The organism is Kitasatospora sp. NPDC054939, assembly GCF_053610105.1.
Window position 1 is genome coordinate 45132 of the sequence record NZ_JBSGXP010000037.1, and the last position, 12232, is coordinate 57363.

Annotated in this window: 15 protein-coding genes, 1 tRNA gene and 2 pseudogenes; 13 read left to right on the plus strand and 5 right to left on the minus strand. The window is 74.1% G+C overall.

The features are described from left to right. Position 1: 1 nt before the first annotated feature. Positions 2 to 205 (minus strand): annotated as a pseudogene (locus ACWGB8_RS13740) (NUDIX hydrolase); the annotation flags it as partial. Positions 206 to 316: 111 nt separating this feature from the next. On the opposite strand from ACWGB8_RS13740, the gene ACWGB8_RS13745 reads away from it, so the two are divergent. The 11 genes from ACWGB8_RS13745 (at position 317) to ACWGB8_RS13795 (ending at position 7330) form a co-directional block, all read left to right on the plus strand. Beyond that, on the plus strand, positions 317 to 1714 hold the full coding sequence (locus ACWGB8_RS13745; RefSeq protein ID WP_452213306.1) for an FtsK/SpoIIIE domain-containing protein: 1398 nt from the start codon (positions 317 to 319) through the stop codon (positions 1712 to 1714). A gap of 82 nt (positions 1715 to 1796) precedes the next feature. Further along, positions 1797 to 2039, plus strand: a complete 243-nt coding sequence (locus ACWGB8_RS13750) for a hypothetical protein (protein WP_452213308.1) — start codon at positions 1797 to 1799, stop codon at positions 2037 to 2039. Further along, entirely contained in the window at positions 2039 to 2707 is a 669-nt protein-coding gene (locus ACWGB8_RS13755) for a DUF2637 domain-containing protein (RefSeq protein WP_452213310.1), read from the plus strand. Before ACWGB8_RS13750 ends, ACWGB8_RS13755 begins: the two co-directional genes overlap by 1 nt. Before the next feature lie 17 nt (positions 2708 to 2724). Further along, positions 2725 to 2916: a mobile element transfer protein gene (locus ACWGB8_RS13760; RefSeq protein ID WP_452213312.1), complete on the plus strand. Its 192-nt coding sequence runs from the start codon at positions 2725 to 2727 to the stop codon at positions 2914 to 2916. A gap of 13 nt (positions 2917 to 2929) precedes the next feature. Next, positions 2930 to 3133 carry a hypothetical protein gene (locus ACWGB8_RS13765; RefSeq protein ID WP_452213314.1) on the plus strand — a complete coding sequence of 68 codons (204 nt, stop codon included), beginning with the start codon at positions 2930 to 2932 and terminating at the stop codon, positions 3131 to 3133. Then, positions 3130 to 3666: a DUF6197 family protein gene (locus ACWGB8_RS13770; protein WP_452213316.1), complete on the plus strand. Its 537-nt coding sequence runs from the start codon at positions 3130 to 3132 to the stop codon at positions 3664 to 3666. Before ACWGB8_RS13765 ends, ACWGB8_RS13770 begins: the two co-directional genes overlap by 4 nt. Positions 3667 to 3744: 78 nt before the next feature. After that, positions 3745 to 4287 carry a GGDEF domain-containing protein gene (locus tag ACWGB8_RS13775; protein WP_452213318.1) on the plus strand — a complete coding sequence of 181 codons (543 nt, stop codon included), beginning with the start codon at positions 3745 to 3747 and terminating at the stop codon, positions 4285 to 4287. Positions 4288 to 4378: 91 nt separating this feature from the next. Beyond that, complete coding sequence (locus tag ACWGB8_RS13780) at positions 4379 to 4564, plus strand: hypothetical protein (RefSeq protein ID WP_452213319.1); 186 nt, start codon at positions 4379 to 4381, stop codon at positions 4562 to 4564. A gap of 1 nt (position 4565) precedes the next feature. After that, the gene (gene repSA / locus ACWGB8_RS13785; protein WP_452213321.1) at positions 4566 to 5999 is read left to right on the plus strand and encodes a replication initiator protein RepSA; all 1434 of its coding nucleotides are present in this window, start codon (positions 4566 to 4568) and stop codon (positions 5997 to 5999) included. Further along, complete coding sequence (locus ACWGB8_RS13790; protein ID WP_452213322.1) at positions 5984 to 6202, plus strand: excisionase family DNA-binding protein; 219 nt, start codon at positions 5984 to 5986, stop codon at positions 6200 to 6202. The genes repSA and ACWGB8_RS13790 overlap by 16 nt, the downstream gene beginning before the upstream one ends. Next, the gene (locus ACWGB8_RS13795) at positions 6203 to 7330 is read left to right on the plus strand and encodes a tyrosine-type recombinase/integrase (RefSeq protein ID WP_452213324.1); all 1128 of its coding nucleotides are present in this window, start codon (positions 6203 to 6205) and stop codon (positions 7328 to 7330) included. It abuts the gene before it with no gap. A gap of 79 nt (positions 7331 to 7409) precedes the next feature. Here the strand turns inward: ACWGB8_RS13795 and ACWGB8_RS13800 are convergent. Continuing rightward, a tRNA-Gly gene (locus ACWGB8_RS13800) sits at positions 7410 to 7483 on the minus strand. 246 nt (positions 7484 to 7729) lie between these two features. On the opposite strand from ACWGB8_RS13800, the gene ACWGB8_RS13805 reads away from it, so the two are divergent. Then, positions 7730 to 7951, plus strand: a complete 222-nt coding sequence (locus ACWGB8_RS13805) for a hypothetical protein (protein ID WP_452213326.1) — start codon at positions 7730 to 7732, stop codon at positions 7949 to 7951. Between the two features lie 71 nt (positions 7952 to 8022). Beyond that, positions 8023 to 8598, plus strand: a complete 576-nt coding sequence (dcd, locus tag ACWGB8_RS13810) for a dCTP deaminase (protein ID WP_452213328.1) — start codon at positions 8023 to 8025, stop codon at positions 8596 to 8598. Between the two features lie 93 nt (positions 8599 to 8691). On the opposite strand, the gene ACWGB8_RS13815 is transcribed toward dcd, so the two are convergent. The 3 genes and pseudogenes from ACWGB8_RS13815 to ACWGB8_RS13825 all read right to left on the minus strand — a co-directional run. Continuing rightward, on the minus strand, positions 8692 to 9582 hold the full coding sequence (locus ACWGB8_RS13815) for a metal-dependent hydrolase (protein ID WP_452213330.1): 891 nt from the start codon (positions 9580 to 9582) through the stop codon (positions 8692 to 8694). A gap of 106 nt (positions 9583 to 9688) precedes the next feature. Further along, on the minus strand, positions 9689 to 10753 hold the full coding sequence (locus tag ACWGB8_RS13820) for a Yip1 family protein (protein WP_452213332.1): 1065 nt from the start codon (positions 10751 to 10753) through the stop codon (positions 9689 to 9691). 200 nt (positions 10754 to 10953) lie between these two features. After that, positions 10954 to 12027: pseudogene (locus ACWGB8_RS13825) on the minus strand (sugar phosphate nucleotidyltransferase); the annotation flags it as partial. Positions 12028 to 12232 lie beyond the last annotated feature (205 nt).

Below are 12232 nucleotides of genomic sequence, written 5' to 3' on the forward strand. Positions count from 1 at the left end.
GTCAGCTCGCCACCTGGCGGTCGAGCAGGTGCCGGCCATCGTGCGTCCGGATGCTCGGGGCCGCATCGCCGCGAAGGGCATCCAGCATGCGCACGGCGTAGACCTCGCCCATGCGGTCGGCCACCTCGGCCGGGGTGAGCCAGTCGACTGCCGTGGACTCGTCGGACAGCTGCTCGGCGCCGCCTTCGGGGTGGCAGCGGAAGACCGGGCTGAAGGCGCGGGACTGGGAGAACGAGTTCAACGGGCAGAAGCGGCACGGGATCTCGTTCCGTGCGGCGGCGGTCACCTCGCTCGTTCCGGTTCAGGGCTGATCGCCGTGTCGTCGGGGGTTCAGGTCCTCGCCGAAGTGGGCGTCCCGCTCGCCGCTGCCGCTGGTGGTGCCGCGATCGCGCGGGCGAAGGCTCCGGCGTTGTACTGGTCGGCGATCGGCCTGCCGGTCACGGCGGTGCGGGTGTCGGCGACGTACGGCAGCACCATGGACGCCTGCGGGCTGACCGTCGCGCCGTCGCGGCTGCGGGTGCTGGTGACCCGGGCGACCACGCGACGGGAGGTCCGTCCGGTGCCGCCGCGTATCCGCCGGGTCCGGCCGACGACGACCGGGCTGCGGCTTCGTCTCCGGCTGGCCCCGGGCCAGGAGCCGGCGGACGTGGCCGCCTCGGCGGAACGCCTGCGCCACACCTGGGGTGTCCATGGCGTGCACGTGAGCGTGATCAGCCCGGGCGTGGTCGAGCTGCGGATGACCGGGTTCGATGTCCTTCGGCGGGTGCGGATGCCGCGTCGCCGGCCGGCCGGGGACCTGGTCGTGCCGGTGGCGATGCGGGAGGACGGAACGGCGTTCGTCCGCGACTACCGCGCCGTCCCGCACGCGCTCACCCTGGGCGCCACGCTGTCCGGCAAGTCCGTCTACATCCGCAACCTGGTCAGCGAACTCGCCCGGCTGGACGTGGCGTTGGTCGGGATCGACTGCAAGCGGGGCGTCGAACAGGCGCCGTTCGCCCCGCGGCTGTCGGCGCTGGCCACCGACCCGCAGTCCGCCGGCGCCTTGCTGGATGCGCTGGTGGAGATGATGGAGGAGCGCTACGACCTGCTCCGCCACCACCAGGGCCTGGCCGGGTCGGTGGCCTCGCACGAAATCACCTCCGACATCTGGGGACTGCCGGCGAAGCTGCGGCCGGTGCCGGTGATCCTCCTCGTCGACGAGGTGGCGGAGCTGTTCCTGGTCGCCACCCGCAAGGACGAGGAACGACGGGACCACATGGTCACCCAGCTGATCCGACTGGCCCAACTCGGCCGGGGCGCGGGGATGTTCGTGGAGGCATGCGGTCAGCGCTTCGGCTCGGAGCTGGGCAAGGGCGCCACCATGCTCCGCGCCCAGTTGTCCGGCCGCGTGGTCCACCGGGTCAACGACCGCCCGACGGCGGAGATGGGCCTCGGCGACGTCTCCCCGGAGGCTGTGTTGGCCGCCACCCAGATCGCACCGGACATGCCCGGGGTCGCGGTCGCCGGCGACTCCTCCGGCGGCTGGTCCCGTATCCGTACGCCGCACCTCTCCCTCGCCCGCGCCGCCGAGATCTGCCGCGCGACCGCGCACCTCACCCCCGCGCTGCCGGGCCTGGGGCGCTTCCGGCCCGAGGTCGCCCCGATCCCCGTCGTCCCGCCGGTGCCCTCGGTGCCGCCGCTCTTCGCCCCGCCGCCGGCCCCGGCCGCCGAGTAGCCGCCCACTCCCCCGGTCGGCGCGACCGTCCCCGCGCCACGTCCCTACCCCGTCCTGCCCGAACGCCCCGAGAGGACCGCACATGTCCGGCTCCGCCAACTTCTTCGCCGACGGCCAGACCTGGGTGACCTGCCACGAGTACGGCACCGAGCAATCGCCGATCCTGTCCATCACCGGCGGCGGCTTCACCCTCTGCGTGTCGGGATGGAAGCAGGCGACCGCCGCCGAACAGCTCGCCTTCGCCCGCAACCTGGCCGCCGGGGCCTCCGCCTACCTGGCCGCGGTGGAGGTCTTCGCCGCCGACGCGCCCGCGCAGGGCGACTGATGCGCGCGCTCCGGCCCGACGCCGTCCTGATTCAGGCCGCCATCGCCGGCGCCCTGTCGTTCGCCCACCTGCACGACCTGGCCGCGGCGGCCGGGCAGCACGGGTGGAAGGCGTGGGCCTACCCGGTCTCCGTCGACCTGCTGCTCGTCGCCGCCTGGCGCCGCATGCGGATCCTCCGCGCCGCCGGCGAATCCGCCCGGGCCGCCTGGACGTGGTTCGCCATCGCCCTGGCCGCCTCGCTCGGCGCCACCGTGGCCACGGCTGGCCTGCTCGACCTGGGCCACGTCCCGACCTGGCTTCGCATCCTCGTCGCCGGCTGGCCGGCCCTCGCGTTCTTCGGCGGCACCCTCCTCGCCCACAGCAACCGGGAGCCCGCCACCACCCCGCCCGTCCTCGACGACGAACCGCCCGTCTACGAGCAGCCGGCCGCCGTACCGGAACCCGAACCGGTGCCCGCCCCGGAGCCGCTGCCGGTCGTCGAGGAGCTGCCCAGCCTCCCGCCCGCACCGCCGTCCCCCGCCCTGCCCGCCGCGCTGGTCGAGCACGCCCGCAAGGTCGCCGACGACCACCGTGCCCGCACCGGCGAACCGATCGACACCGACACCCTGCGCGCCCGACTCGGCGTCCCGCCGCAGTTCGCCGCCGCCATCGCCGCCCAGCTCACCTGACCCGCCAGGAGGCCCCGATGCCCCGCCCGATCCGCCCCCGCAACGTGATCCGCATCGGCCCGGTCCACGTCGCCACCTTCTATGACGGCCGGGGTCGCGAGAAGCACTCCGCCGTCTGCACCGCCCCGCGCTGCGGCTTCTCCGCCGAGTACGACTCGCGCGCCGCCGCCGAGATCGCCGCCCGTACCCACCGCTGCACCGTCCGCTGACAGGAGCACCGCCATGACTCTCACCCTGCCCCTGGTCGTCGTCCTCGGCGTCGCCGCCTGGGCCGCGATCCGCTTCCTCGGCGTCCGGCTCTGGGTCGCCGTCGTGATCGGCCTCTTCGGCTTCTACCTCGCCGACACCTTCGTCGCCCCGCTCATCGACGGCACCACCCGCACCGGCGTCCAGGTCGTCAACGACACCCAGAAGGACCGGCCGTGACCGCCGCCCTCCTGCTGCCCCGTTCCCTCGCGCTCACCCCGGAGGGCGCCGCCCTGGTCGCCGAGATCGAGCGCTACCTGGCCGGCCTCCCGGCCTCCGCCCGCCCGGCCGTCCCGTACGTGTGCCCGCTCGGCTCCACGGTCCGGGCCTGGAACGCCGGCTTTCCCGTCCCGCGGCCGACCCTGCTGGACCGCCTGGTCCACCGCCCCGCCCGGCCCGTCCCGGTGACCGTCGCCGACCACCTGCGGCTCGCCTCCCGCTACATCGGCGCCTTCGGCTGGCTCCAGGGCGCCCTGTGGGACCCGGCCGGACGCGTCTGCCTCTTGGGCGCCCAAGCCGCCGTTCTCGTCCACGGCTACGGCACCCCGGACACCGTCGCCTGGGCCCGCACCCAGGTCATGGAGGTCCTGCACTCCACCGGACGGCCTGTCACCTCGCCCGACCAGTACAACGACCGCCCCACCACCCGGCAGGCGGACGTCCATCACCTGCTCGACCGGGCCGCCGCCCGCGCACAGTCCCTCGGCCTCTGACCGGCCCCCGGGGCGGCCGAAGCCGCCAAGCATCCCACCGCCCCGGGGTCCGCAACCCGCACCGAAAGGACCCCGCACATGGACCTCGCCCCGATCCTCGCCCTCGCCGGCGTCCCGCTCGTCGGCTGGAGCGCCCACGGCACCTGGCTGCACCGCCGACTCGCCGCCGCCCGCCGCGACCCGCTGACCGGCCTGCTCACCCGCGACGGCTTCACCGCCCGCGCCGAACGCCTGATCCGCTCCCGCCCCGAACGCGTGACCGTCCTCCTGGTCGACCTCGACGACTTCAAGGCGATCAACGACACCCACGGCCACGCCGCCGGGGACGCCGTGCTCGCCGCCACCGCCGACCGGCTCACCCACTGGTGCAACTCCCACGGCCTGGCCGCCCGCCTCGGCGGGGACGAGTTCGCCGCCGTCGTCCTCGACTCCGCCCACCGCCTGGAGGGCCTGCGCGCCGCACTGCGTGAACCGGTCCCGTACGCCGGCGCCCTGCTCCCGGTCGGGGCCTCCGTCGGCGCCTCGCACCCGGCCGCGCTCCTGCTCACCGAAGCGCTGTCCGCCGCCGACCGCGACATGTACGCCCGCAAGCCCGACGGCCGCACCCAGCGCCGCCGCTGACCGGCCCCGGGGCGGCAAAAGCCGCCAAGCATCCCGCCGCCCCGGAGCCGCAACCCTTCCCGAACCGAAGCCCACGAAGGAGAGCACCATCATGCCCCAGCACCACCACGCCCCGGCCCGAATCTGCCCCGACTGCGACGGCTTCGCCCGCGCCGCCATCGCCACCGGCACCCGCCTCCCGGACGGCACCCGCGCCACCCTCCACGCCGCCTGCCGCACCTGCCACGGGACCGGCACCGTCACCCGCCGCACCGCCCCCGTCGCGGCCCAGCTCTGAGGTGACCCGCTTGCCCATCACCACCCAGGCCGCCCCGGACCGGCTCGCCCTGGCGGATCTCGCCAGGCTCGCCGCCCGGGGCGACCTGCCCCAGCTGAACGAGCAGATCCGCCGCACCGGCGGCTGCGCGAACCCGATCCACCTCCAGGGCTTCCGCACCCTCACCCACGGCCCGACCGGCGCCGTCTGGCACCGCTACTCCACCGACCACGAACCCGGCCACCGGCTCAAGGTCGCCTGCGGCAACCGCCGCGCCTCCCGCTGCCCCGCCTGCGCCCGCACCTACGCGGCCGACACCTACCACCTGATCCGCGCTGGACTCGCCGGCGACCAGACCAAGGGAGTGCCGGCCACCGTCCGCGCCCACCCCCGCGTCTTCGCCACCCTCACCGCCCCCAGCTTCGGCCCGGTCCACAACCGCCCCGACACCGGCACCTGCCGCTGCGGCACCGCTCACCCCGCCGGGTCGCCGCTCCTCGGCACCCCGCTCGACCCCGACACCTACGACTACGCGCGCGCCGTCCTCTGGAACAACCACGCCCCCGACCTGTGGCGCCGCTTCACCATCTACCTGTTCCGCACCATGGCCAAGCTCGCCGGCCTCACCCAACGCGACTTCAAGGAACGCGCGAAGATCTCCTACGGCAAGGTCGCCGAATACCAGCGACGCGGCGCCGTCCACTTCCACGCCATCATCCGCATCGACGGCCCCGACGGACCCGACACACCCCCGCCCGCCTGGGCCACCCTCGCCCTCCTCAACGCCTCCATCCGCACCGCCGCCCGCCGCGCCGGCATCCCCCTCCCCGCCGCCCACGGCCAGCCCGCCCGCGTCCTCCAGTGGGGCACCCAGGTCGACGTCCGCCCCATCGGCGCCTTCGCCACCGGCGACATCAGCGAACAGGCCGTGGCCTCGTACGTCGCCAAGTACGCCACCAAGTCCGCCGAAACGACCGAATCCGTGGACCGCCGCATCCTGGAGCGCCATGAACTCGACCGTCACGACCTGCCGGACCACACCCGCCGCCTGATCGAAGCCTGCTGGGACCTCGACGAGCACTACCCGGACCGCCTGCTCGCCCACTGGTCCCACATGCTCGGCTTCCGCGGTCACTTCTCCTCCAAGTCGCCCACCTACTCGACGACCCTCGGTGCCCTGCGCCAGGTCCGCGCCGACCACCGCGCCGATCAGGCCCGCCAGGAGCTGCGCGAACGCCTGCTCGCCGCCGGCCTCCCCGACCTCGACGACCTGGCCGACGCCGAAACCCTCGTCGTCGCCCACTGGACCTATGCCGGGTCCGGCAACACCCCCGGCGAGTCCATGCTCGCCGCCGCCATCGCCTGCGACATCCACGAACGCCACACCACCGACCGCCAGGAGCTGCGCGCCCAACTCGCGCACGAAGAGGGGGAACAGGCATGGACCGCCTGCTGACCATCAAGGAAGCCGCCGAAGTGCTGGGCACCTGGGAGACCAGCGGGGAGCGCTTCCCCCGCCGACTGGTCGCCGAGCGCCGCATCACCTTCGTCAAGGTCGGCCGCCACGTCCGCATCCCGGAGACCGCCCTCGCCGACTACGTGGGAGCCAACACCGTCCAGCCGCTCATCCGGCGTCGCCGTCTGCGGGCGGTGGCCTGAATGGCAGGCAAGCGGCGGCAGTTCGGCCGCATCCGCAAGCTTCCGTCCGGCCGCTTCCAGGCCCGGTACCTCGACCCGACGGGAATCCTTCGGCCGGCGCCGGAGACGTTCGAGACCAAAACCGACGCGGATGACTGGCTGGCCGAGATGCAGACCACCATTCGCCGGAAGGACTGGCGCGACCCGGACGCCGGGGCGGTCAACTTCGCCAAGTACGCCGATGCGTGGATCACCGAGCGCGGCCTGATGCCGACGACGCTGGAGCTGTACCGCCGGCTCTTGCGGCTGCACCTCGAACCGGCCTTCGGGGACCTCGACCTGGACGAGATCACGCCTCCGCTCGTCCGGGCGTGGCGGGCAGAACTCCGGGCCACCGGGAAGCACACGACGACCGCGAAGGCCTACCGCCTGCTGAAGGCCATCATGGCGACCGCGACCGATGACGAACTGGTCCGCCGCAACCCGTGCCGGATCAAGGGCGCGGGCAAGGAGTCGGCCGACGAGCGCGGGACTGCCAGCATCGAGCAGGTCTACGAGCTGGCCGAGTTGGTGGGACTCCGGTGGCGGGCCATGGTCCTGCTCGCCGCCTTCACGACGCTCCGCCCTGAAGAGCTGGCCGAACTGCGGCGCAAGGATGTCGACCTGGTCGCGGGGACGGTCCGGGTCCGGCTCGCCGCGCCGGAGCTGAACACCGGCCGCCGAGCAGTCGGCAAGACGAAGTCCGACGCGGGCAAGCGCGTCGTCACGATCCCGGCCGGCGTCCTGCCGGACGTCCAGCTGCACCTGGAGCTCTTCGCCGAACAGAACGACGACGGGCTGCTGTTCGTCGGCGAGAAGGGCGCCCCGTTCCGCCGGACGACCTTCGGCCGGGTCTGGCGGAAGGCTCGCACCAAGGCCGGCCTTACGGGCTTCCGCTTCTACGATCTCCGGCACACCGGCAACACCCTGGCGGCGGCCACCGGGGCCAGCCTGAAGGAACTCATGGCGCGCATGGGGCAGTCCTCCGTCCGGGCCGCCATGATCTACCAGCACGCCACCAGCGAGCGGGACAAGAAGATCGCCGACGGCATGGACGCGGAGATCAGGCGTGCACTCGGCCGGGGCACGGAGTCGCCCGGGGAGGCATAGGGGCACGCAGGGGGCAGGGAGCCCAGGAACGCAAAAGGCCCGGGTCGGGGATCACGCCCCTGACCTGGGCCTTTACTGCTGGAGCGGGCGACGAGAATCGAACTCGCGCTCTAAGCTTGGGAAGCTCATGTTCTACCATTAAACTACGCCCGCCTGACGAGCTGTCAGAGACCGCTCGACCAGCTTCACTCTACCCCATCCGTCGCGCGGGTCGCACCGACGGGCGGCGGGGCGCGGCGGAGGGGCCGCGAGGGGCTCCGGGGGCGTACTGTGTGGGCCGCGCGGGGTGGTGCGGGCGGGCGGCGAGCCTGGATGGGGAATGTCCGGAAGATCCCCTAATGTGACGCTGTCCCGGGGGAAACGGCCCTTGGGGTGGGGTTAAGGATGGGAAGGGGACCGATGGAGCAGCGCGCCGTCGTTCGTTGTGCCGAGGGGCACCTGTTCAGCACCACCACGTTCCCGATGCAGAACCTCGGCCCCGGACGGCTCGGTCCGGGCCGGCTCATCCGGTGCCCGCAGTGTGGACGGCTGCGCAGTTCGGTGCTGGCGGACGTACGGGAGCTGTCGGCGCCGCAACTGGCGCAGGCCATGCGGCTGGAGGCGGCGGAGTTCCTCGCCTGAGCGGTACGGATGTGACGGAGGCGGCCCCGGGCGGATTCGTCCGGGGCCGCCCGTGCACGTAACCTCGAACCGTGCTGCTCTCTGACAAGGACATCCGGGCCGAGATCGACAAGGGCCGGGTCGTGATCGACCCCTTCGACCCCGCGATGGTCCAGCCCTCCAGTATCGATGTGCGCCTCGACCGCTTCTTCCGCGTGTTCGAGAACCACCGCTATCCGCACATCGACCCCTCCGAGGAGCAGCCGGACCTCACCCGGCTGGTCGAGCCGGAGGGCGACGACGCCTTCATCCTGCACCCCGGCGAGTTCGTGCTGGCGTCCACGTACGAGGTCATCACGCTGCCCGAGGACGTCGCCTCCCGGCTGGAGGGCAAGTCCAGCCTGGGCCGGCTCGGCCTGCTGACGCACTCGACGGCCGGCTTCATCGACCCCGGCTTCAGCGGGCACGTCACGCTGGAGCTGTCGAACGTCGCCACCCTGCCGATCAAGCTGTACCCGGGGATGAAGATCGGGCAGCTCTGCCTGTTCCGGCTCTCCTCGCCGTCCGAGCACCCGTACGGCTCCGAGCGCTACGGCTCGCGCTACCAGGGCCAGCGCGGCCCGACGCCGTCCCGCTCGTACCTGAACTTCCACCGCACCCCGGTGTAGCCGGCGGGGCGCACGGAGCGCGCACGCGACACGGCGGGCGGCCGACCCCACGGAATCGGGGGCGGCCGCCGTCGGCGTGTCCGGGGGTGCGGCTCAGGCGCGCTTGGGGCGGGTCACCGCGACCAGCTCGCTGCCGTCCTCGGAGAGCCGCAGCTCGGTGCGGAGCTCGGCGAGCTCCCCGAGGTGGTGCAGGTGGGTGCCGCCGCAGAAGATCTGCGCGGCGCCCTCGGGCAGCTCGCAGTGCCACTGGCGGCGGGCGGTCAGCTCGGGGCCGGGGACCTCGATGCGGACCGGCGCGTCGGCGGCGACCCAGGCGGCCAGCCGGGCGTTGACGGCCTCGGTGAGGGCGGGCAGGGCGTCGGCGAGGGCCGGCAGCTCCTCGGTGGCCTCGGCGGTGAAGCCCTTCTTCCGCAGCGACTTGCCGAGCCGGTAGGTGTCGGTGCTGGCCTCGGTGTCCATGACCGAGGTGGCCATCGCGAGGCTGTCGAAGTCCGGGTGGCCGAAGGCGTCGCTGCGGCCCGGGTCCTTGCGCCAGCGCGGGGCGAGCGCCTCGTTCAGGGCGAGGGCGAGCAGGTGGCAGCCGCTGTGCGAGGCGCAGAGCGCGGCGCGGCGGCCGGTGTCCACGGCGAGTGCGGCGGGCTTGCCGACGACGGCGCCCGGGTCCTCGGCGAGGACGTGCAGGACCAGCCAGGACCACTCCTCGTCGCCGCGCCGGACCGGGATGTCGGCGCCGACCAGGAGCTCCCCGCCCTCGGGGCCGACCGCGCCGGTGAGGCAGTCGACGACGGCGAAGGCGGTGCCGTCGACGGTCAGCGTGCCGAGGTCGGCGGGCTGGTCGGGCCAGGTGTGGTCGAGCGGGTGGAACGGCGTCGCCCCGGTGACGACCGCGTACCGGCCGTCGGCCAGCGGCTGCACCGCGAGCACCGTCGACTCGCCGGTGACGGCCCCGGCGGGGAAGCTGACGTGGGTGGTGGGGAGGGTCATGTGCGCTGGCTCCGGGCGGGGGTGCGAGGGTGGACGGTGGAAGCGGAACGGGCCCCGAAGCCGGGGCCCGTCGTCCATTCTCCCCCGCTGCCGGAGCGTCCCGGGCTCAGCCCAGGACGGGCAGCTTGATCAGCACCAGCAGCGCGAGCAGCTGCAGCGAGGCCGCGCCGGCCGCCTTGCCCCAGGGCAGGTCGTGCACCCGGCGCACCATCACGGTCAGCAGGGCGGCGCAGAGCAGCCAGGTCGCCCAGCCCAGCACCTGCACGACCATGTTGTCGGCCGGCAGGAACAGCGCGAGCAGCAGCCGGGGCGCGTCGGTGGTCCAGCCGATCAGCACGGCGAGGCCGACCGTGGACTGCCAGGGGCCGTCCCCGCCGAACTGCCGGGCGAGCGCGTAGGTGACGCCGCCGAGCATGGCGCCGGCCACGGTGAAGCCGATCGCGGCGGCCAGCATGGCGGTCAGCGCGACGGTGAAGGTGGAGTTGACCACGTCGTCGCGGGTGAGGCCGATGCCGAGCACGGCGAGCGCGCCGTACAGCAGCGAGACGGTCAGCGCGGGCAGCCAGACCTGGTGGTCCCGGGTGCGGTCGAAGGTGGTGGTCGGCGTCTTCACGATGCCGATCAGCAGCTCGCGCCACTGCGGGCGGGGGCCGGCCGTGCGCGGGGCCGCCTGGCCGCCGGCCCGGTAGACCCCGACGTTGTCGGGCTGCCCGTAGTCCTGGCCGTACCCGTCCTGGCGCCCGTGGCCGTCCGGGCCGTAGCCGCCCTGGCCGCCGTAGTACTCGGGGTACTCGCCGCCGCCCTGGTAGGGGTCGGCGCCGATCGGGAAGGCCCGGGTGTGACCGGGCTGGTCGGCGCCGTACGGGTCGGCCGGGTACGGGCCGGGGCCCGCGGGGTACCCGTCACCGGGGTACGGGCCGCCGCCCTGCGGGTCGCCCGGGTACGGGCCACCCTGGTACGGGCCGCCGGGGTAGGGGCCGCCGCCCTGCGGGCCCGCGGCGTACGGGTCGTAGCCGCGGGGGCCACCGGATGCGCCCTGGTGCGGGGCGGTGAAGTACTCCGGGCCATCCGGCGCCTGTCCGGGGCCGCCGGGGCCCGGGTACGGCGGAGGGCCCGACCACCCGCCCCGGGGATCGGCGCCCTGCCCGTTGTCGTATCGATTGCCAGCCACGTTCCGAAGGTACCCGTACGGCTGACAGAACGTCGGCCGGGCACCGGACCGGGGCCGGATTGCAGCAAGCCTGTGACTGGACGGCGGGCCCGCCCGGGGCCCGCCGCCGTACCGAGCCGGCGCGGCTAGCGCTGTGCGGAGACCGTCGGGCCGTGCACCGAGTCGGCCGCCGAGGTGCCCGCCGGGCAGCCGCCGGGGCCGGCCGAGGTGCGGACGGCGCCGACCGGCAGCAGGGTGCCGCAGGCGACCCGGATGCCGTTGGGCAGCTCGTTGTCGGACTCGACGATCGCGCCGTCGCCGATCACCGCGCCGTCCAGGGCGGTGCGGGCGCCGATGGTGGCGTACGCGCCGACGATGGAGTCCTTGACCAGGGTGTCCGGGCCGATGGCCGCGCCGGGCAGCACGACGCTGCCCTCGACGATGGCACCGGCCTCGACGATCGCGCCGTCGGCGACCACGGTGCCGCCGCTGAGCACCGCGCCCGGGTGCACGGTGGAGCCGGGCAGCAGCAGGGCGTCGCCGGTCGGGCCGGGGACGGCCGGGGAGTCGACCTTGCCGAGCACGAGGTCGGCCGAGCCGCGCACGAAGGCGGCGGGGGTGCCGAGGTCCAGCCAGTACGAGGTGTCCACGACGCCGCGCAGCAGCGCGCCGGAGGCCAGCAGCTCGGGGAAGGTCTCGCGCTCGACGGAGACCTCGCGGCCGGCCGGGATGCGGTCGATGACCGAGCGGGTGAAGACGTAGCAGCCGGCGTTGATCTGGTCGGTGACGATCTGCTCGGGCGTCTCCGGCTTCTCCAGGAACTCCAGCACCCGCCCGTCGGCGTCGGTCGGGACGAGCCCGAAGGCGCGCGGGTCCTCGACCCGGGTGAGGTGCAGGGTGACGTCGGCCCCGGCGGCCACGTGGCCGTCGCGCAGGGCGGCGATGTCGACGCCGGAGAGGATGTCGCCGTTGAACACCAGGACCGGCTCGTCGGGGCCGCAGGTCAGCCCGGAGGCGGCGTTGCGGATGGCACCGCCGGTGCCGAGCGGCTCCCGCTCGGTCAGGTAGACCAGCTCGATGCCGTACGGGGCGCCGCCCTGGAAGTGGTCCTCGAAGACCTCGGCCAGGTAGGAGGTGGCCAGCACCACCCGGGTGACCCCGGCGGCGGCGGCGCGGGCGAGCTGGTGGGCGATGAACGGGACGCCTGCCACCGGAAGCATGGGCTTGGGGGTGTGGGTGGTGAGCGGGCGCAGTCGCGTGCCCTTACCACCGACCAGCATGATCGCTTCGGTCATGGTCTGCGCTGTTCCCCTTGTGATCTCTGCGGCGAGGCCCGGACGGGGCCTGCCGCCTCCGGTCGTGATCCGCCTACTGTATTTCCTTCCGACCCGGCCGCCTCAGGTGGCCGTGCCGTTGGCGCCCCGAACAGGGGGCCGGGCGGGGGCGGCCCACCAGGGGCCGCACCCGAAAAGCCCGGCCCGGGGGGTGCTGTACGGCACC